The sequence below is a fragment of the Xanthobacter sp. DMC47 genome, from assembly GCF_056313845.1.
In genome coordinates, this window is the sequence record NZ_JBQUZM010000005.1 from 221,132 (window position 1) to 241,506 (window position 20,375).

A 20,375-nucleotide genomic window follows, 5' to 3' on the forward strand; every position below is an offset into this window, starting at 1 on the left:
GACCCCATCTTCAAGGAGGCTTCGATGCCCGCCTATCTCGAGCTCAGCCAGATCGGCAAGACCTTCTCCCGCGGCGCCGCCACCACCGAGGTGCTGCGCGATGTCTCCCTCGACATCGCAAAGGGGGAATACATCTCCATCATCGGCCATTCCGGCTGCGGCAAGTCCACCTTGCTCAACATCGTCGCCGGCCTCACCCGGGCGACCACCGGCGGGGTCATCCTCGACGGGCGGGAGGTGAACGCCCCCGGCCCGGACCGCGCGGTCGTGTTCCAGAACCACTCGCTGCTGCCCTGGCTCACCGTCTACGACAACGTGCGCCTCGCGGTGGACAAGGTGTTCTCCGGCACCCGCTCGCGTGCCGAGCGGCATGACTGGACCCTGCACAATCTCGACCTCGTGCAGATGGGCCACGCCAAGGACAAGCGCCCGTCCGAAATCTCCGGCGGCATGAAGCAGCGCGTCGGCATCGCCCGGGCGCTGGCCATGGAGCCGAAGGTGCTGCTGCTGGACGAGCCGTTCGGGGCGCTGGACGCGCTCACCCGCGCCCACCTGCAGGACAGCGTGATGCAGATCCACGCCACGCTCGGCAACACCATCCTGATGATCACCCACGATGTGGACGAGGCGGTGCTGCTGTCCGACCGCATCGTGATGATGACCAACGGCCCCTCCGCCTATGTGGGCGAGGTGCTGGAGGTGAAGCTGCCCCGCCCGCGCAAGCGCCTCGAGCTGGTGACCAACCCCACCTACCTCAAGGCCCGCGAGGCGGTGCTGAAATTCCTCCACGAGCGCCACCGCTTCGTCGAGGCCGCCTAGCAGACGGCAGAAGCGCGGGCCTGCCCGCGCCGGCCGCAGACCGCCGACACCACGCGCCGAACCGGCGCGCGGGTCCGTGCGCCCTTCATCCAGGAATTTCGCCATGAGCCTGACCCCGCACCAGATCGAATTGATCCAGGATTCATTCCGCAAGGTGGTGCCCATCGCCGACACCGCTGCCACCGTCTTCTACGGCCGGCTGTTCGAGATCGCGCCCGAGGTGAAGCCCCTGTTCAAGGGCGACATGAGCCTCCAGGGCGCGAAGCTCATGGCGACGCTCGGCCTCGTCGTCGCCGGCCTCAGCGACCTGTCGAAGATCGTCCCGGCCGCCGAGAGCCTTGCCCGCAAGCATGTGGGCTATGGCGTGAAGGATGAGCATTACGCCCCCGTCGGCGCCGCGCTGATCTGGACGCTGGAGCGCGGCCTTGGCCCCGACTTCACCCCGGAGACGGAGGAAGCCTGGGCAAAGGCCTATGCGATCCTTTCTTCCGTGATGATCGCCGCCGCCGCCGAAGCGCCGGTTCCGGCCGAGTGAGGAGGCAGGCGTGAGCGAGCCCCTTCTCGTCATCGGCAACGGCATGGCCGCCGCGAAGCTCTGCGAGGAGCTGACCTCCCGCGCGCTCGGCCGCCACGCCGTGGCGGTGATCGGGGCGGAGCCCTGCCTCGCCTACAATCGCGTGCTGCTCTCCGAGGTGCTCGCCGGCCACATGGCCGCCGCCGAGGCGGAGATGAAGCCCGCCCAATGGTGGCGCGCGCGGGGCGTGACCCTGCAATATGGCACCCCCGCCGCCGCGCTCGACCGCGCCGCCCACGAAGTGGTGCTGGCCGACGGCCGCCGCCTGCCCTTCGGCAAGCTGGTGCTCGCCACCGGCTCCCACCCCATCCGCCTGCCCCTGCCGGGCATGGCGCTGCCCGGCGTCCACACCTTCCGCGACCTGAAGGACGTGGAGGCCCTGCTCTCCGCCGCCGCCGTTCCGGGCACCCGCGCCGTGGTCATCGGCGGCGGGCTCCTCGGCATCGAGGCCGCGGCGGGGCTCGCCGGCGCGGGCGTCGAGACCCGCCTCGTCCACCTCATGGACCGGCTGATGGAACGCCAGCTCGACGCCGCCGCCGGCGCCTTCCTGAAGCGCGCGGTGGAGGCGAAGGGCATCGAGGTGCTGCTTGGCGCCGCCAGCGAGGCCATCGAGGGCGAAAGCCATGTCACCGGCCTGCGCCTGAAGGATGGCCGCGTCCTCCCCGCCGACATTCTCGTGGTGGCGTGCGGTGTCACCCCCAATGCGGACCTCGCCCGTGGGGCGGGGCTGGAGGTGAAGCGCGGCATCGTGGTGGACGACACCCTCGCCTCGTCCGATCCCGACATCTTCGCCATCGGCGAATGCGCCGAGCATCGCGGCATGACCTACGGCCTTGTCGCCCCCGCCTATGAGCAGGCCGGCGTGCTCGCCCGGCGCCTCGCGGGTGAGGATGCGCACTATCAGGGCTCGGTGGTCTCCACCAATCTCAAGGTGTCGGGCGTGCCCGTCTTCTCGGCCGGCGACGTCACCGGAGGCGCGGGCACGGAGGACATCGTGCTCACCGATCGCGGCCTCGGCGTCTACCGCCGGCTCATCGTGAAGGACGGCCTGCTCGCCGGGGCCGTGCTGTTCGGCGACACGGCGGACGGCCTCTTCTACCTCGACCTCATCACCCGCCGCACCCCCATCGCCGCCATGCGCCCCGAGCTTGCGTTCGGCCGCGATGCGGTGGCCGCCGCAGCCTGACAAGAAGAAGAAAGGAAACCCCATGGGCGCCGATTTCACCCTCGACCAGAAGCGCTATCTGGAAGGCTTCGTCTCCGGCGCCAAGGCGGTGCAGATCGCCCGGAGCGCGCCCGCGCCCGCAGCCGCCTCCGTCGCGGAAATGACCGGCCCGGATGCCGCGAGCCATCGCGCCATGGCCCGCACGGAAGCGGCGGGAAAGAAGCTCACGCCCGAAGAGAAGGCCAAGCGCGAGGAACTGGGCCTCGACGCCTATGACCGCATGCGCGCCGCCGCCCGTGAGGGCACTTTTCCGAAGGGCCCGGACGTCCTGCGCTGGAAGTATCACGGCCTGTTCTATGTCGCCCCCGCGCAGGACAGCTTCATGTGCCGCATGCGCATTCCCGGCGGCATCCTCACCCACTGGCAGTTCCGCGGCGTCGCCGACATCGCCGAGCGCCATGGCGGCGGCTACACCGACATCACCACCCGCGCCAATCTCCAGATCCGCGAGATCCCCCCCACCGACGGCATCGCCGTGCTGGAGGGGCTGGTCTCCCTCGGCCTCACGGCCAAGGGCTCGGGCGCCGACAACATCCGCAATGTCACCGGCACCCCCACCGCCGGCATCGACACGCAGGAGCTCCTCGACACCCGCCCGCTGGCGAGCGCGTGGCACCATTACATCCTGAACAGCCGCGACATGTACGGCCTGCCGCGCAAGTTCAACGTGGCCTTCGACGGCGCCGGCACCATCGGCGCGCTGGAGGACACCAACGACATCGGCTTCCAGGCGGTGGAGGTGATCGACGGCTTCGGCATCACTCCCGGCGTGTGGCTGCGCCTCGTCTTGGGCGGCATCACCGGCCACAAGGATTTCGCCCGCGACACCGGCATCGTGGTGACCCCCGACGAGGCAGTGGACGTGACGGCGGCCATCGTGCGCGCCTTCATCGACACCGGCGACCGCACCGACCGCAAGAAGGCGCGGCTGAAATATGTGCTCGATTCCCTCGGCTTCGACAGCTTCCTGAAGCTGGTGGAGGAAAAGCTCGGCCGCCCCTTCACCCGCCTTGCCGCCGCGGCGGTGAAGCCGCGCGCGGAGCCGGACCGGCTGGCCCATCTGGGCGTGCATCCGCAGAAGCAGGCGGGGCGGAACTATGTGGGCGTCGCCACCCCCGTCGGCCGCATGAGCGCGGCGCAGATGCGCGGCCTCGCCGACATCTCGGCGCGCTTCGGCGATGGCGATATCCGCCTCACCGTCTGGCAGAACCTCCTCATCTCCGGCGTCGCCGATGCCGATATCGCCGCAGTCACGGACGCGGTGGAAGCCCTCGGCCTCACCACCAAAGCAACGCCGCTCCAGGCGGGCATCGTCGCCTGCACCGGGGCGAAGGGCTGCCGCTTCGCGGCGGCCGACACCAAGGGCACCGCGCGGGCCATTCTGGCTCATTGCGAAGAGCGGGTCGCCCTCGACGGGCCGGTGAACATCCATGTCACCGGCTGCCACAATTCCTGTGCCCAGCACTATATCGGCGATATCGGGCTGATCGGGGCGCGGGTGCCCGTCAATGACGACGGGGACACGGTGGACGGCTATCACATCCTCGTCGGCGGAGGCTTCGGCAGCGCGGCCGCCATCGCCCGCGAGCTTTACCAGTTCGTGCCGGCGGACGACGCCCCGGCCGTGGTGGAACGCCTGCTGAAAAGCTGGGTCGCCCACCGCGCCGCGGGCGAGACCTTCGCCGACTTCACCCGCCGCCTCGACCCCGACGCGCTGAAGGCGCTGGCGGCGGCGGCATGAACCGCCCGGCCTCTTCCATTCGGCCGCTGCGCGACGCTGTGCGCTGGGCCCCGGCTCGCATTCCGCTGACGCTCCATGCGTCCGGGGCGCGAGAGCGGGCTCGTGTCCCGGCCAACTGCAACGTAGCGCAGCGCAGTGGAAGGAGAGCCGGGACCCAGCGCAACATGCGCGCGCCTCTGGCGCGCACCGTTTCCGGACCACGCCCATGAGCCTCCAGTCCCGTCCCCCCATCGTCCCGGTCCTGCCCGACAGCGCGCCCTTCTCGGCGGAGCAGCGGGCGTGGCTGAACGGCTTCTTCGCCGCCATCCTCTCCACCGATGCCGGGCATGCGCCCATGGCCCTCTCGGCCGGCGATGCGGCGGCGCTGCTGCCGGACATCTCCGCTCCTGCCGCGGCCGAAGAGGACGACGGCGCGCCCTGGCACGACCCGTCCATGCCGCTCGCCGAGCGCATGGCGCTGGCCGAGGGCAAGGCCCTGCCCCGGCGCATGATGGCGGCCATGGCGCAGCAGGATTGCGGCCAGTGCGGCTATGTCTGCGAGACCTATGCCAAGGCGCTGGCGAGCGGCGCGGAATCGAAGCTCAACCTCTGCGCCCCCGGCGGCAAGGAGACGCTGCGGATGCTGAAGCAGCTGGCGGCGGAAACCTCCGCGCCGGCGGAGGCCACGCCGGTTGCCGAAGCCCCCGCCCCGGCCGTCGCGCACGCCGCGCCCGCCACCGGCACCCGCGAGAATCCCGGCGAAGTCACCTTCCTCTCCCGCACCCGCCTCAACAAGGCGGGCTCGGAGAAGGAGACGTGGCATGTGGAGTTCGACCTCGCCGGCTCCGGCATCGATTATGCCGCCGGCGACAGCTTCGGCGTGTTCCCGGTGAACGATCCCGGCCTCGTTGCGCAGGTGCTGGAGGCGCTGCACGCCCCCGCGGATTTCCCCATCGCGGGCCATACGCTCAGCGAGGTGCTGGCCCGCGAGGTGTGCCTGAAATCGGCGCCGGATGCGCTCTTCACCCTCATCTCCTATCTCGTCGGCGGGGAGCGCAAGGCCAAGGCCCGCGCGCTCGCCAACGGCGAGGACCCGGACGGCGACGCCGCCACCCTCGACGTGCTGGCGGCGCTCACGAAATTCCCCGGCATCAGGCCAGATCCGGAAGCCCTCATCGAGTGCCTGGAGCCGCTGCAGCCGCGCCTCTATTCCATTTCCTCCAGCCCCGTCGCCACGCCCGGACGGCTCACGCTGACCGTGGATGCGGTGCGCTACGATCTTGAAGGCCGCACGCGGCTCGGCGTCGCCTCCACCTTCCTCGGCGACCGCCTCGCGCCGGGCACGCGCATGAAGGCCTATATCCAGAAGGCGCACGGCTTCGCTCTGCCGCAGGATCTGGCGAAGGACGTCATCATGGTCGGCCCGGGCACCGGCATCGCCCCCTTCCGCTCCTTCCTGCAGGAGCGGCTGGCGACCAAGGCGCCGGGGCGCAACTGGCTGTTCTTCGGCCACCAGCGGCGCGAAACGGATTTCTTCTACGAGGACGAGCTTTCCGGCCTCCAGGCCGCTGGCTGCCTCACCCGCCTCGACACCGCCTGGTCCCGCGACGGGGACCGCAAGGTCTATGTGCAGGATCGCATCCGCGAGGCCGGCGCCGAGCTGTGGGGATGGCTGAAGGGGGGCGCGCATTTCTACGTCTGCGGCGATGCCAAGCGCATGGCCAGGGACGTGGAGAAGGCGGTCGCCGATGTCGCTGCCACCCATGGTGGCCTCACGGCGGAGGCGGCGGCGAAATTCGTCGCCGATCTCAGGACCGCCGGACGCTATCAGGCCGACGTGTACTGAGCTAGAAATGATGGCCAAGCCTCAGGCAGGACCGGCATGAACGCCCCCCTCACCTCGCCCCCTTCGGTGAAGACCACCTGCCCCTATTGCGGCGTCGGCTGCGGCGTGAAGGCGACGCCGGATGGTCTGGGCGGCGCGCTCATCGAGGGCGATGCCGACCACCCCGCCAATCTCGGCCGCCTCTGCTCCAAGGGCGCGGCGCTGGGGGAGACGCTGGGGCTCGGCACCCGCCTCCTCCATCCCATGGTCCGCGGGGCGGACGGCGTGCTGGCGCGAGCGAGCTGGGACGACGCGCTGGACCGCATCGCCGGAGACATGCGGGACATCATCGACCGGCACGGGCCGCAGGCGGTGGCCTTCTATCTCTCGGGCCAACTGCTGACCGAGGATTATTACGCCGCCAACAAGCTGGCCAAGGGCTTCCTCGGCACGGCGAACGTGGACACCAATTCCCGCCTGTGCATGTCCTCCTCCGTCGCCGGCCACAAGCGCGGCTTCGGCTCGGATACCGTGCCCGGCAGCTATGAGGATCTGGACGGGGCGGACCTCATCATCCTCACCGGCTCCAACACGGCTTGGTGCCATCCCGTCCTGTTCCGCCGCATGGAGGCGGCGCGCAAGGCGCGCGGCACGAAGCTCGTCGTCATCGATCCGCGCCGCACGGACACGGGCGCGGAGGCGGACCTGTTCCTGCCCCTCGCCCACGGCACCGACGCGCTGCTCTTCTCCGGCCTGCTGGTGCATCTGGCGGCAAGCACGGCTTTCGATGCCCCTTACGTTGAGGCGCACACCACGGGCTTTTCGGAGGCACTCGCCGCCGCCCGCGCCGTCGCCCCCGATGCGGCGGCCACCGCGCACGGCTGCGGGCTGGCGGTGGCGGACGTGGAGCGCTTCTTCGCGCTGTTCACGCAGACGGCGCGCACCGTCACCTGCTATTCGCAGGGGGTGAACCAGTCGGCCGTGGGCACCGACAAGGTGAATGCCGTCCTCAACTGCCATCTCGCCACTGGCCGCATCGGCCGGGAGGGGACGGGGCCGTTCTCCCTCACCGGCCAGCCCAATGCCATGGGCGGGCGCGAAGTGGGCGGGCTCGCCAACCAGCTTGCTGCCCACATGGGCTTCTCCCCCGCCGAGGTGGATCGCGTGCGCCGCTTCTGGGGCGCCCCCCACATGGCCGAGCACGAGGGGCTGAAGGCTGTGGACATGTTCGCCGCCATCGGCCGGGGCGAGATCAAGGCCCTGTGGGTGATGGGCACCAACCCCGCCGTAAGCCTGCCCGAGGCCGATGCCGTGCGTACGGCGCTGGAAGGGTTGGAGCTGTTCGTCCTCTCCGAGAATGTGGGGGCGAACGACACAGCCCACTCAAATCCGCACGTGATGCTGCCCGCCGCCGCCTGGGGCGAGAAGGACGGCACCGTCACCAATTCCGAACGCCGCATCTCCCGCCAGCGCCCCTTCCTGCCCCGCCCCGGCGAGGTGATGCCCGACTGGTGGGCGCTCAAGGGCGTGGCCGAGCGCCTCGGCTTCGGCGCCGCCTTCCAGTGGCGCGGGCCGGCGGACATCTTCCGCGAGCATGCGGCGCTCTCCGGCTTCGAGAATGGCGGCACCCGGGATTTCGACATCTCCGCCTTCGCTGGGCTCTCCGATGCGGCCTATGAGGACATCGCGCCGGTGCAATGGCCCGTCCCCGCAAGCCGGCCGGAGGGCACCCGTCGCCTGTTCGCGAAGGGCGGCTATTTCACCCCCGACCGGCGCGCAAGATTCGTGGCGCCGCGTCCCGTCGCGGCGGTTGAGGGCCAGGCCCCCTATCCCTTCCTGCTCAACACCGGCCGCATCCGCGACCAGTGGCACACCATGACCCGCACCGGGCTCGCGCCCCGCCTCGGCGCGCACATCCCGGCACCGTTCGTGGCGGTGCATCCGGACGATGCCGCGCCGCTGGGGCTCAAGACGGGGATGCTGGCCGAGGTGGCTAGCGCCCACGGCCGCGCCGTGCTGGAAGTGGTGGTGGATGCCGGCCAGCGGCAGGGCACGCTGTTCGCGCCCATCCACTGGAGCCACGCCAATTCCTCCGATGGTCGCGTCGGTGCGCTGGTCCATGCGGTGACCGATCCCATCTCCGGCCAGCCGGACGCCAAGGCGACGCCGGTCACGCTCGCGCCCTATGCCGCGCCGTTCGAGGGCTTCGTGCTGGCGCGTCGCCACATGGCGCTGCCGGAGGGCGTGTGGTGGGCGCGCGCGGCGCTGGAGGGCGGCTTCGGCTGGCGCATCGCCGGCCGCATGGCCCCTGAGGACTGGGCGCAATGGGTGAAGGCGGAAGGCCCCGCCGACGTCGCCGAGCTGAGCGACACGCCCTCGGGCCTCTACCGCGCCGCCGCCTTCGATGCGGACGGGCGGCTGGACTTCGCGCTGTTCATCGGTGCCGCCGGGAAACGCGTCGCCTGGGATGCGCTGAAGGGGCTGCTGGCGTCCGAGGTCTCGGCCGCCGACCGGCGCCTCGTGCTTTCCGGCCGCCGCGCCGGGGCGGGGGCGGAGTGCGGGCCTCTGGTGTGCGCCTGCTTCGGTGTGCCGAAGGACACCATCCTCGCCGCCATCCGGGACGGCGCCGCCGATGCGGCGGCGGTGGGCGCACGGCTCAAGGCGGGCACCAATTGCGGCTCCTGCCTGCCGGAAATCCGCAAACTGATTCTGGAGGCGAAGGCGCCGGCGTGAGGCGCCTCGCGCCCCGGACGCATGCAGCGAAAGCGGAATGCGAGCCGGCGCCCAGGCAAGGGACCGCCTAAGGCGCTTCCGACCCCGCCCCTCTCAGGATTTGACCCGCTGCGCGGGACCTCTTGCGCTGGACCCCGGATCAGCGCTCCGGCTTTCGCCGTCGCTTGTCCGGGGAGCCGCGCCCCTCACCGCCGTCGTCCTCCGGCTTGACCGGAGGACCCATGGCGCCGTTCGCCCCTGCGTGCAGATACCGCCTTAAACGGAGGGATGGGCCCTCCGGTCAAGCCGGAGGGCGACGGGTGAACAGCCGGCGGCGACGGGGGATCGCCTCGGGGCGAGGGAAAAAACCCTCAGCCTTCCTTGCCTTCGGCCTTGGCGCGCTCGATGCCTTCGAGGATCAGCTTCTGCGCCTCGGCGGCGTCGCGCCAGCCGACGATCTTCACCCACTTGTTGGGCTCCAGATCCTTGTAGTGCTCGAAGAAGTGCTCGATCTGCTTGAGGGTGATCTCGGGCAGGTCGCTGTAGTTCTGCACCTTGTCGTAGCGCTTGGTGAGCTTGGAGGAGGGCACGGCGATGATCTTCTCATCCATGCCGGCCTCGTCTTCCATCAGCAGCACGCCGACGGGGCGCACCGAGATGATTGCGCCGGCCACGATGGCGCGGGTGTTGGCCACCAGCACGTCGCAGGGGTCGCCGTCGCCGGAGAGGGTGTGCGGGATGAAGCCGTAGTTTCCGGGATACCGCATGGCGGTATAAAGGAAGCGATCCACGAAGAGGGTGCCCGCGGCCTTGTCCATCTCGTACTTGATCGGCTCCCCGCCGATCGGGACTTCGATCAGCACGTTCACGTCGTGGGGCGGGTTCTTGCCGATCGGGATCGCGTCGATGCGCATGGGATGCTCGCTCTTGCCACTGGCTGCGGGACTGAAGATCCGCTCCGACCAAAGTCGAACCCGCACGGCACAAGGCTTTGCGGGCATTGCGGACCGGACGGGCTTTTGCCTGTCCGGGCGCTACCGCTGCCAAGCGAAGGCGGTCTTGTCCAGCGTTTTCGAGCCGAACTGCTCGGTCGAGGATGCGACCGGTTGCCCCCCCAACGCCTGATAGAAGCCCACGGCGCCTTCGTTTTCCGCCAGCGCCCACACCACGAGACCACCGAGCCGGGCGATGGCGAGATCGCGACGCGCCGCCGCGAACAGCCGCTGGCCGAAGCCGAGGCCCTGGTATTGCGGATGGAGGTATATTTCGTAGATCTCGCCGCCATAGGGCAGCGCCTTGGCGCGGTTGCCGCCGTAATTGACGTAGCCGGCGATGTCCTCGCCCACCAGCAGCACGGAGAGGCGGCTGCCACGGCGGATGGCGGCATCCCACCAGCGCGGGCCGCGCCGCTCCACCATGCGCTCCAGCTCGATGCCGGGGATGATGCCGCGATAGGCGGTACGCCAGGCGTCGTCATGGACCGCCGCGATCGCCTTGGCGTCGGCGGGCTTGGCCCTGCGGATCTCGATCAGGCCGGTGGTCATGCCCTGATGGAAGCAAACCCTGCGGCTTCCATCAAGGGGCATGACGCAGGAGGTCCCCAACCGGCGAGGGATGACGCCGCGCGCCGTGCCGCGCGCGGGCCGAAACCGCGCGCGATCAAAGGCGGTTAGGCCGGCTCAGGCGGTAATCTCGGGGACGCGCGTGACATTCATCACAAAGCGGCGCTGCTCTCCCGCGGGGATGTGGAGAAGGCCGGGCTTCTCCACGAACGGGCGGGTATCGCCTTCCGGCGTCGCATAGCCGGACCACGGTTCGATGCAGAGATAGGGCGCGCCGGGCTTGGTCCAGATGCCGAGGTCCGGCATGCCGGGAAAGGTGATGTCCAGCCCCGGCCGGCCCGGCACGCCATACTGCAGCCGGTGCGAGTTGAGGCCGAGGAAGATCAGCGCATCGCGCTCGAACATGGCATCGTCCGGCGTGAGCACGCCGTCGGCGGCAGGGCTCGGCTCGCTGGCGCGGGACAGGAGGCCGTTGACCGGGCGATGGATGGGCGCAGGCTCGGGATGCTCGAAGATCACCCGGTGCTCGGCGCGGGTGCCGCCATAGGGCAGCGGCCAGAGAAAGGCCGGGTGGTAGCCGAAGCTTGCCGGCAGCGCGCGGGGGCCGGGATTGGTCACCACCGCCTCCATGGCGAGCGTCGCGCCTTCCAGCGCGAAGGTGACCTCCAGCGCGAAATCGAACGGGTATTCGGCGCGCGTGGCATCGCTCGGCAGAAGGCGGAAGGTGGCCCGGTCCGGCGCCTCTGCCACCACCTCGAACTCCGAAAACCGCGCGAAGCCGTGCCGGCGCATGGGGTGGCCTTTGCCCTCATGCACGAGGGTGAGGTCCGGCAGCTCGCCGACGATGGGGAACAGGAGCGGCGCGCGGCCGGCCCAGAAGGCCGGATCGCCGTGCCACAGCAAGGCGCGGCCCTCGGCATCGGCGAGCGCCCGCAGCTCGGCGCCCAGCGACGAAATCTCCGCCGACAGCCCGTCCGAGCGCAGCGATACGGTCCTGCTCATGGTGTCCCCCGGTTACGTCCCCGCTTCACCTGTAGCACCGCAAGCGGCCGGAGGGCAGGGACCGGGGCGGACGCTCACACCCGCTCGATATACCGCGTCACCACATCCACCACATGCCGGCGCCGCGCGGCGCGCTCGTCGGCGGTGGCGAGGTCGCGGCCGAAGGCGGTGGAGAGGGTGGGGTTGTTGGAAAAGTAGAAATAGCTGATGGCCGAGATGGTGAGGTAGAGGTGCAGCGGATCGATGCCCTCCCGCAGCGTGCCGTCGGCCGCGCCCCGCGCGAGGATGGCCTCCAGCCGCGCGATGAGGGAAATCTGCATCTCGCGCAGGCGCAGGGAACGGCGCAGGTATTCGCCGCCGAGCAGGTTCTCGCTGTTCAAGAGCGGGATGAGGTGGGGGTGCTGGGCGGGATAGTCGAACTTGAATTCGGCAAGGCAGGTGATGGCCGCGAGCGGCGCCATGGCCTCTAGCGCCAGCTCCGCCTCGGCGACGCGCATATCGGTGTAGACGCGCTCGAGGACCGCCAGATAGAGGTCTTCCTTGCTGCCGAAATAATAATAGATCATGCGCTTGTTGGCGCCGGCCTCCTCGGCCACCACGTCCACCCGCGCCCCGGCGAGGCCCTTGGCGGCAAATTCCGCCTCGGCCGCTTCGAGGATGTTCAGCCGCGTCTTGTCCGCATCCCGCGTCGCCGCCTCGCGCTGCGGGGCGGCGGTGGAAGCGCGGGCCGCCTTGCGGGCGGGAGGGGATGCGGGCATCGAAAGATCCGGAACAGGCGGCGTGACAGGAGCGGTCCGCTCAAGCGCTGAGTCTTGCGCCGAGCCCGCGCGGCGAACGTTGCGACACGGCGAGCCGCTGTTCAAGTCCGATCGATTGCGGATGGAACAGGGCGGCATCCATGGGTTTGAGATCCGGCGCGATGTCCGGGCGGAAATCCATGTGCGCGAGCACGTCGCGCTCCATGTCGATGCCGGGGGCGATCTCGATCAGCTCCAGCCGGCCGGAGGCGCCGCGCCGGAATACTGCGCGCTCGGTGACGTAAAGCGCCTCCTGCCCGATGCCGGCCGCATAGGCGCCGCTGTAGGTGAGCTGCTGCAGGCGTTCCACGAACTTGCGGTCCCGGCCCTCCCTACGGATCACGGTCCTGCCGTCCGGCCAGGCCATGTCGAGCCCGCCCGAGGTGAAGGTGCCGGAGAACACCACCTTCTTCGCGTTCTGCGAGATGTTGATGAAGCCGCCGGGCCCGATGATGCGGTCGGAGAAGCGCGAGACGTTCACCGAGCCCTCCGCATCCACCTCCGCGAAGGAGAGGAAGGCGATGTCGAGCCCGCCGCCGTCGTAGAAATCGAACTGGTAGGGCTGGTCGATCATGGCGTGGAAGTTGCGGCTGGCGCCCACCTCGTTGCCGCTCGCCGGCGCGCCGCCGATGAGGCCCTGCTCGTTGGTGAGGGTGATGGCATCGAGGCACCCTTCTTCCGCCGCCACGGTGGCGATGCCGGTGGAGATGCCGGAGCCGAGATTGCACACCGCGCCTTCATACAGCTCCAGCGCCGCGCGCCGTGCGATGACCTTGCGCGGATCGAACGGCAAAGGCGCGATGGCCGAAAGCGGGATCTTCAGCTCGCCGGCATAGGCGGGGTTGTAGTCCGACACATAAGTCTGCATCTGGGCGGGATCGACCACCACCACATCCACCAGAATGCCGGGGATCTTCACCACCTTCGGGTTCAGCGTGCCGCGCCGGGCGAGGCGCTTGACCTGCACGATGACGGTGCCGCCGGCCCGCTTGGTGGCCTGCGCCATGGAGATCATCTCGCCGAAGATGGCCTCCTGCTCCATGGAGATGTTGCCGTCCTCGTCCGCCGTGGTGCCGCGCAGGAAGGCGATGTTGGGCACGAACGGCTTGTAGAAGAGCCATTCCCGCCCGGCGAGCTGCACCACCTCCACCAGGTCTTCCGTCGCCGACGGGCTCTGGCGCCCGCCGCCGAGGCGCGGGTCGATGAAGGTGTTAAGGCCCACATGCGTCACGAGGCCGGGCCGGCCGGAGGCCATCTCGCGGGTGAGCTGGGAGAGGGCGCCCTGCGGCAGGGTATAGGCCTCGACGCGGTCTTCCAGCGCCATCTTCTCCACCGGCGGGGAATCCACCAGCGTGCCGCAGACGACGCGCTTCAGGAGGCCGTCATGGGCGAGGTGGCCGACGCCCCGCGTCTTGCGGTCGCCAAGACCCACGGGATGCACGGTGGTGAGGTTGCGCGGTGCGCCTTCCTTCAGGAAGCGCTCGGCCACGGCGGCGATCAGCGTGTCCGGCACCGCATGGCCGCCGCCCGAGCCGCCGATGAGGATGGTGTCGCCACTCTCCACCAGCCGCGCGGCTTCCTCCGCGCTCAGAACGCGCATCGCCATGCCCAACCTCCCTGCCATTCCACCCGTGCCGCGGGACCGCCGGCCGTTCCGGCGCGGGGCTCCGTCTTGCTTAACTCACTAGTTAGTTATATGTCTGGACGCGTCCATCGTCAATTCGCCCCGTGCCGCGCGGGCGCGCCCTCGTGCGCGCCTCAAGGCGGACGCGCAGCCAAGCCATCGGATCGTCCATGAGCAATTTCGAGACGCAGGAAGTGCTCAGCGTCCATCACTGGACCGACACGCTCTTCAGCTTCCGCACCACCCGCAGCCCGGCGCTGCGCTTCATCAACGGCCAGTTCACCATGATCGGGCTGGAGGTGGAGGGCCGCCCGCTGGTGCGCGCCTATTCCATCGTCTCGCCGAACTATGACGAGGAGCTGGAATTCTTCTCCATCAAGGTCCAGAACGGCCCCCTCACCTCGCGCCTCCAGCATCTGAAGGTGGGTGACCGCATCCTGGTGGGGAAGAAGCCCACCGGCACCCTCATCCACGACAATCTGCTGCCCGGCCGCACGCTCTACCTGCTCGGCACCGGCACGGGGCTCGCGCCGTTCCTCAGCATCATCCGCGATCCCGACACCTATGCCCGCTTCGACAAGGTGGTGCTGGCCCACGGCTGCCGCACGGTGGCCGAGCTGGCCTATTCCGACTATCTGACGAAGGAGCTGCCCGAAGACCCCTTCCTCGGCGAGGAGGTGCGCGAACGGCTCATCTATTATCCCACCGTGACGCGCGAGCCCTTCCGCAACCAGGGCCGGCTCACGGATCTCATGACCTCCGGCAAGTTCTTCACCGACATCGGCCTGCCGCCCCTCGACAAGGCGCACGACCGGGTGATGCTCTGCGGCAGCCCCGCCATGATCGCCGACATCCGCGGCCTGCTCGACGCGCAAGGCTTCGCCGAGGGCAGCATGTCCGAGCCGGGGCATTACGTGATCGAGAAGGCGTTCGTGGAGAAGTAGGAGGGCTTCCTGTCTCGGCCTCCTCTTCACCAGCCGTCATGGCCGGGCTTGTCCCCGAAGTCGGCTGGTGAGTGGCCCGTCGGTCGAGAGAGGGCGGCGCTGGTCGTTCCTGCCGATCCTAGCCCTGTCACGCTTCTTGCTTGGCCACCCGCATGGCCATGAAATTCTACATGACGCCCGGGTCGTGCTCCACGGGCATCCACATCCTGCTCGAGACGCTGGAACTGCCGTTCGAGGCGTGGATCATCAACATCCCCGCCGGCGACCATTTGCGTCCCGACTATCTCAAGATCAACCCGCGCGGCACCATCCCGACACTGGTGCCGGACGGCGGCGAGCCCTTGTGCGACTTCAGGTCCATCGCCCTCTGGCTCGCCCACACCTATCCGCGCGGCAAGCTCCTGCCGGAGGATCCGGCGTTGGCTGCGCAGGCTGAGGAGCTGATGAATTTCGCCATCGGCCAGCTCCACGGCGAGGGCTTCACCCGCGTGTTCGTGGCCGAGCGCTATGTCGCGCCGGAGGATTCGGGACGTCTGAAAGACGACGTGACGTCCCACGGACGGGAGATCGTGACGCAGGGGTTCGACATCGTGGAGCGCCGCCTGCCGGAAGAGGGCTTCGCCGTGGGCGACCGCTTCTCCATCGCCGACGCGGCGCTGTTCTACAACGAGTTCTGGGCCGACCGCGTCGGCATCCCTCTGCCCCCGAAGGTGAAGGCCCACTACCAGCGCCTGCGCGCCCGCCCCGTGGTGCGGCAGGTGCTGGCCGAGGAGGGCTACCGGACTTGAACCGGAGCGCCGTCGTCCCACTGTCAGAAATCCGTCGTATCTGAGCCTCGCCGAAAGTCCCACACAGCCTTTCGACACCCGGCACCTGCCCTCGTGGCCGGCGCACGGGCGTGCTGTGCGTTGCGGGTGAGGAGGCGGAGGCATGGAGAAGACCCTGATCGTCGAGGCGCTCGGCGAGGGCGGGTTGCTGCTCCCCGCGCGGCTGGAGCGCGCGCTCGCCGCCAATGACCGCGCCAAGCTGCGCATGACCGCTTTGCAGGACGCCGCCGCCCAGGCCCGTTCCCCCGCAGCGCCCCTTCGCTCGCTGGAGGCGGAAGCACGCGCGGCAGGCCTCTCGGGCGACGGGCTCGATGCGGTGGTCGCCAGCGCCCGCCTGCTCGACGGCGGCGCGTATCAGGTCAGCGGTGCCGGCCGCCTCACCCAGGCCATCCTAGACGACATCGCCGCCATGGCCGATCCGCTGGCGGCCGCGGGCGATGCGGGGGCGGACACGTTCGCCGCGCGTCTCGCGGCCCTGCGCACGGCGTTCGCTGCGGGCACGGACGACATCCTCCCCGAGGCCGACCTCGTGCGCCTCACCAGCGCCCGGCGCGGCGGGGCGGACAGCGCGCATCTCCTCGTCATGGATTTGCACAAGGCGCTGAACCGGCTCTCCGCCGCCCTCTCGGCGGAGACGGTGGCCGGCGCGCGGACGCTGGGCATCGCGGAGGCGGACAAGCCGCGCATCGCCGCCTTCATGGCCGGGCTTGGCGAGACGCGCGGGCTGATCTTCGGCCATCCCGGCCTCGACACCACGGCGAGCCGCAGCGGGGCGCGCCTCGTGATCCAGAACGACATCGGCACCACGGATGCCCATGTCATCATCATCGCCGTGGAAGACCTCGCGGCCACCGTCACCTACACGGACGTCCACCGCTCCCGCGCGAAATTCTTCATCTCCTTGTTCTCGGATGCCGGAGCCGAGTGGACGCCGCTCGCCGAGCGCACGGCGGCGGGCATCGCGGGCGGCGCGGCCTTCCACCTCGTCACCGGGCGCTTCACGGCGAAGGACACCGAAGCGCTGGACCGCTTCCTCGCCGCCGTGGGCCGCAACATCGTCTTCCTCATCGACTGGAACAAGGTGCGCAAGGCGCTCCAGACTTTCGTGGACAAGCCCACCGCCATCGCTTTGCTGCGCGCCGCCGCGCGCGGCGCCATCGGCCATCGCGGCTTTCTGGAGATGGGCGGGCCGGAGCTGGTGTTCGATGCCGTGCGCCGCAGCGCCGAGGGACGGGTGCCCTATGGCGCGCGGCTCGACCGGGTGCTGGGGCGCGAGGGGGCGGCGCGCTTCCTTGCCGAGGTGCTGCGCCTCGCCAGCGAGGGATTGGCCGCCGGCCGCTCGGCCCGTCTCATCCGCGACGAGGTGCGGGCGGAACTCGCCCACAGCTTCGGCTCGGTGGAGGAGGAGATGCTGGCCGTGGTTCTGCGCCAGCTCGGCATCGCCCGCATGCTGGCCGGCGATGTGGCCGGCGTGCTGGACGGCCCGGCAGACCTTTCCGATGCCGCCCGCGATGCGCTTCGCAGCCGCGCCAAGCGCCTGGAGGAGAAGGCCGACCGGCAGATCGTCGGTGCCCGCGAGCGGGCAAGCGGCCCGTTCGGGCAGGGCGGCCGCTTCCTGCCCGTGGCGGATGCCGCCGAACAGGCGGTGGACGCCTTCGAGGAGGCCGCCTTCCTCGCCAGCGCCGCGCGGCTGAAGCCGGGCCTCGCCGCCCCGCCCCTGCGCGATCTCGCCGCCGGCGCGGTCATCTGCTGCTCCGATCTCGTGCGCGCGGTCGCCGCCGCCAGCGAGGGCTCGGCCGGCCGGCGGGAGGACGTGACCGACACGCTGGAAGCCATCGACGCCGTGACCGAGGGTGAGCGCCGGGCCGACGCCGCCCATCGCAGGGTGCAAGAGGCCGTGCTGGCGCCCAGCACGCCTGAGCATTCCGTCGACGCCGGAGCGCTGGTCGCCACCCTGGAACTCGCCCGCGCCATCGAGGGCGCCACCGACGAACTGGCCCGCGCCGCCCTCGCGCTGCGCGCCTCGGTGCTGGAGGAGATGGCCCCGTGACGCACGAAACCAGGCACGCCGACCCCATCGCCTTCATCGGCCCCGGCGGCACGTCCGCGCCCCTCACCGCCCGTGATTTCGGCTCCAAGGCCGCCCAGCTCTGGCGTATGAACGCGCTGGGGCTCGACGTGCCGCCGGCCTTCGTGCTCTCCACCTCGCTCTGCGGCGAACGCCGCGCGGGCGAGGTGCGGCGCCTGCTGGATGACGGCCTCGGCTTTCTTGAAGCGGCCACCGGCCGGCGCTTCGGCGACCGCCGCCGCCCGCTCCTCGTCTCGGTGCGCTCCGGCGCGGAAAAGTCCATGCCGGGCATGCTGGAAACCGTGCTGGACGTGGGCATGACCGCCGAGACCGCACGCGGTCTCATGCGCCTCCACGGCAACCCGCGCCTCGCCTTCGATTGCCATCGCCGCTTCATCGAGGGCTGGTGCGAGGTGGTGGCGGGCCTGCCCCGCGCGCCGTTCGAGCAGGTGCAGCGCGATCTCATCGCCGCCGAGCAGGCGGGCGGCGAGCAGGCGCTGGACCCAGAGGCGCTGGAGCGCCTCGCCGCGCGCTATCTCGACCTTGCCCGCGACGGCTACGGCGCGACCGTGCCTGCCGACCCGCGCGACCAGCTCGCCGAGGCGGTGGAGGCGGTGTTCCACTCCTGGGCCGCCCCGAAAGCCGCCGAATATCGCCGGCTGAACCATCTGGAGCATCTGGCCGGCACGGCGGTGACGGTGCAGGCCATGGTGTTCGGCAATGCCGGTGTGCGCTCGGGCTCGGGCGTTGCCTTCTCGCGCAATCCGGCGAGCGGGGCGCCGGGCCTTTATGCCGATTTGCTGTTCGATGCGCAGGGCGAGGACGTGGTCTCCGGCCGCCGCCAGCCGGTGGGGCTCGACCGCCTGGGCGCGGTGCTGCCCGATGTCGCCTCCGCGCTGGCCGAGGGCGTCGCGGCGCTGGAGCGGCACTATCGCGACGTGCAGGACGTGGAATTCACCTTCGAGGAAGGTCGCCTCTATTTCCTTCAGACCCGCGCCGCCAAGCGCACCCCGCGCGCCGCGCTGAGGATCGCGGTGGACATGGTGGCGGAAGGCGCCATCACCCCGGCCGAGGGGTTGGCGCTGCTGGAGGGGGTGGACCTCTCCGCCGTCGCCGCCACCCGCTTCTCCGGCGAGGCGGAGCCGGTGGCGCACGGCGTTCCCGCCTCGCCCGGCACGGTGAGCGGCCGGGTGGCGTTCGACGAAGAGGGCGTGCGCCGCCTCGCCGCGGCGGGCGACCCGGTGGTGCTGCTGCGGCCGGATGTGGCGACCGACGATATCGCCGCGCTGGCGCTGGCGGCGGGCATCCTCACCAGCGTCGGCGGCCGCACCGCCCATGCGGCCGTGGTGGCGCGCCAATTAGGCCGGGCCTGCGTGGTCGGCTGCGCCGCGCTGGTCATCGACGGTGCCGCCCGCCGTGCCCGTCTGGGGGTCGAGACGCTGGGTGAGGGGGACTGGCTGTCGCTGGATGGAGAAGCCGGCAGCGTCTTTCTGGGCCGGCGCACGGTGGTCTCGGAAGAGCCGGAGGCGGAGCTTGCCGCGGTGGCCGGCTGGCGGGTGGCTGCGCCGGCGTGAGGGTTCAGCGATCCATCAGCGGGCCTCATGGATCGCAGATCAAACTCTCATTAGGCCGCGTGGATTGTGCGGGGTAGCCTGTGCCCGATTCCGGACAGGCATGAGCACATCCGCGGCATGACGACCTACACCGCATGAGTACGCACACGGCTCCTTCCCAGACGACGGGCCCGCAGGCGGCGGGCGCGCCGATCTCCACCGCCCGCTACGTGGCGGGGGCGCTGTTCGGGCTGGCGAGCGTCACCATCTGGGCGGGGTGGATGTCCATCACCCGGCTGGGCGTCACCTCCTCCCTCGGCGTGTTCGATGTCACCATGCTGCGCTACGCCACCGCCGGCCTCGTGCTGCTGCCGGTGCTGCTGCGCCACGGGCTGGGGCTCGACAAGGCGAAGCCCTGGCAGCTTCTGGTGATGATCATCGGGGCCGGCGCGCCCTATGCGGTGGTGGCCGGCTTCGGACTGCGCACCACGCCGGCCGGGGAGGCGGGGGTGCTCATTCCCGGCGTCATGCCCCTGTTCGTGGCGCTGATCTCGGCCGTGGCCCTGCGCGAGCGGTTCAGCATCCAGCGGAAGGTGGGCTATGCGCTGATTCTGGCGAGCGTGGCGCTGATTGCCGGCGTGGGGGCGGTGGCCACCGGGCTCGGCTCGGGCATCGGCCACCTTCTATGCATGGCCGGCGCCTTCATGTGGGCCTGCTACGCGGTGGCGCTGCGCAAGAGCGGGCTCGGCGCGCTCCATGCAGTGGCGGTGGTGTCGGTGGGCTCGGCGGTGCTCTATCTGCCGCTCTACGGCGTGCTGCACGGGTTCACGGCGTTCGATGCGCCGCTGCGCGATGTGGTCTTCCAGGCCGTCTATCAGGGCGTCTTCGCCACCGTGATCTCGCTGTTCCTGTTCGCCCGCTCGGTGGCGCTGCTCGGCGCTTCGGCGGGCGCCGCCTTTGGCGCCTGCGTGCCGGTGATGGCGGCGCTCATGGCCATCCCCATCCTCGGCGAGGTTCCCTCCGGCACGGACTGGCTGGGCATCTTCGCCGCCACCATCGGGGTTTATCTGGCGAGCGGGGGGCCCCTCCCCCGCCGCGGCTGAGCGGCGGGGGCAAAAGCGTC

At 70.3% G+C, this 20,375-nt stretch carries 16 protein-coding genes; 11 read left to right on the top strand and 5 right to left on the bottom strand.

The window, feature by feature from the left end:
- The first annotated feature begins 24 nt into the window (after positions 1 to 24).
- The 6 genes from ACT54R_RS21235 (at position 25) to ACT54R_RS21260 (ending at position 8,896) form a co-directional block, all read left to right on the top strand.
- Positions 25 to 819: an ABC transporter ATP-binding protein gene (locus tag ACT54R_RS21235; RefSeq protein ID WP_476329666.1), complete on the top strand. Its 795-nt coding sequence runs from the start codon at positions 25 to 27 to the stop codon at positions 817 to 819.
- Positions 820 to 928: 109 nt separating this feature from the next.
- Complete coding sequence (locus ACT54R_RS21240; protein WP_168457712.1) at positions 929 to 1,354, top strand: globin family protein; 426 nt, start codon at positions 929 to 931, stop codon at positions 1,352 to 1,354.
- Between the two features lie 10 nt (positions 1,355 to 1,364).
- Entirely contained in the window at positions 1,365 to 2,579 is a 1,215-nt protein-coding gene (locus tag ACT54R_RS21245; protein ID WP_476329669.1) for an NAD(P)/FAD-dependent oxidoreductase, read from the top strand.
- 22 nt (positions 2,580 to 2,601) lie between these two features.
- Complete coding sequence (locus ACT54R_RS21250) at positions 2,602 to 4,359, top strand: NirA family protein (protein WP_476329672.1); 1,758 nt, start codon at positions 2,602 to 2,604, stop codon at positions 4,357 to 4,359.
- 205 nt (positions 4,360 to 4,564) lie between these two features.
- Positions 4,565 to 6,184, top strand: a complete 1,620-nt coding sequence (locus ACT54R_RS21255; RefSeq protein ID WP_476329675.1) for a sulfite reductase subunit alpha — start codon at positions 4,565 to 4,567, stop codon at positions 6,182 to 6,184.
- Positions 6,185 to 6,220: 36 nt separating this feature from the next.
- On the top strand, positions 6,221 to 8,896 hold the full coding sequence (locus tag ACT54R_RS21260) for a molybdopterin-dependent oxidoreductase (protein WP_476329678.1): 2,676 nt from the start codon (positions 6,221 to 6,223) through the stop codon (positions 8,894 to 8,896).
- 350 nt (positions 8,897 to 9,246) lie between these two features.
- On the opposite strand, the gene ppa is transcribed toward ACT54R_RS21260, so the two are convergent.
- The 5 genes from ppa to ACT54R_RS21285 form a co-directional block, all read right to left on the bottom strand.
- A complete protein-coding gene (ppa, locus tag ACT54R_RS21265) occupies positions 9,247 to 9,789 on the bottom strand; it encodes an inorganic diphosphatase (RefSeq protein WP_476329681.1) in 543 nt (180 codons plus the stop codon).
- A gap of 120 nt (positions 9,790 to 9,909) precedes the next feature.
- On the bottom strand, positions 9,910 to 10,419 hold the full coding sequence (locus tag ACT54R_RS21270) for a GNAT family N-acetyltransferase (RefSeq protein ID WP_168457484.1): 510 nt from the start codon (positions 10,417 to 10,419) through the stop codon (positions 9,910 to 9,912).
- A gap of 135 nt (positions 10,420 to 10,554) precedes the next feature.
- A complete protein-coding gene (locus ACT54R_RS21275) occupies positions 10,555 to 11,439 on the bottom strand; it encodes an aldose 1-epimerase family protein (RefSeq protein ID WP_476329685.1) in 885 nt (294 codons plus the stop codon).
- A 74-nt stretch (positions 11,440 to 11,513) separates the two neighbouring features.
- Positions 11,514 to 12,197 (bottom strand): TetR family transcriptional regulator, encoded by a 684-nt coding sequence (locus tag ACT54R_RS21280; RefSeq protein WP_168457482.1) that lies wholly within the window; start codon positions 12,195 to 12,197, stop codon positions 11,514 to 11,516.
- Between the two features lie 40 nt (positions 12,198 to 12,237).
- Positions 12,238 to 13,842 (bottom strand): acyl CoA:acetate/3-ketoacid CoA transferase, encoded by a 1,605-nt coding sequence (locus ACT54R_RS21285; RefSeq protein WP_476329688.1) that lies wholly within the window; start codon positions 13,840 to 13,842, stop codon positions 12,238 to 12,240.
- A 188-nt stretch (positions 13,843 to 14,030) separates the two neighbouring features.
- Here ACT54R_RS21285 and ACT54R_RS21290 point away from each other — a divergent pair, with 188 nt between their 5' ends.
- From ACT54R_RS21290 to ACT54R_RS21310, 5 genes are all read left to right on the top strand, one after another.
- A complete protein-coding gene (locus ACT54R_RS21290; protein WP_168457481.1) occupies positions 14,031 to 14,804 on the top strand; it encodes a ferredoxin--NADP reductase in 774 nt (257 codons plus the stop codon).
- A gap of 158 nt (positions 14,805 to 14,962) precedes the next feature.
- The gene (locus tag ACT54R_RS21295) at positions 14,963 to 15,592 is read left to right on the top strand and encodes a glutathione S-transferase family protein (protein WP_476330122.1); all 630 of its coding nucleotides are present in this window, start codon (positions 14,963 to 14,965) and stop codon (positions 15,590 to 15,592) included.
- 142 nt (positions 15,593 to 15,734) lie between these two features.
- Positions 15,735 to 17,681, top strand: coding sequence for a hypothetical protein (locus tag ACT54R_RS21300; protein WP_476329691.1), 1,947 nt, complete (start codon positions 15,735 to 15,737; stop codon positions 17,679 to 17,681).
- The gene (locus ACT54R_RS21305) at positions 17,678 to 19,273 is read left to right on the top strand and encodes a PEP/pyruvate-binding domain-containing protein (protein ID WP_476329694.1); all 1,596 of its coding nucleotides are present in this window, start codon (positions 17,678 to 17,680) and stop codon (positions 19,271 to 19,273) included. Before ACT54R_RS21300 ends, ACT54R_RS21305 begins: the two co-directional genes overlap by 4 nt.
- A 134-nt stretch (positions 19,274 to 19,407) precedes the next feature.
- A complete protein-coding gene (locus tag ACT54R_RS21310) occupies positions 19,408 to 20,355 on the top strand; it encodes a DMT family transporter (RefSeq protein WP_476329697.1) in 948 nt (315 codons plus the stop codon).
- Positions 20,356 to 20,375: the final 20 nt, after the last annotated feature.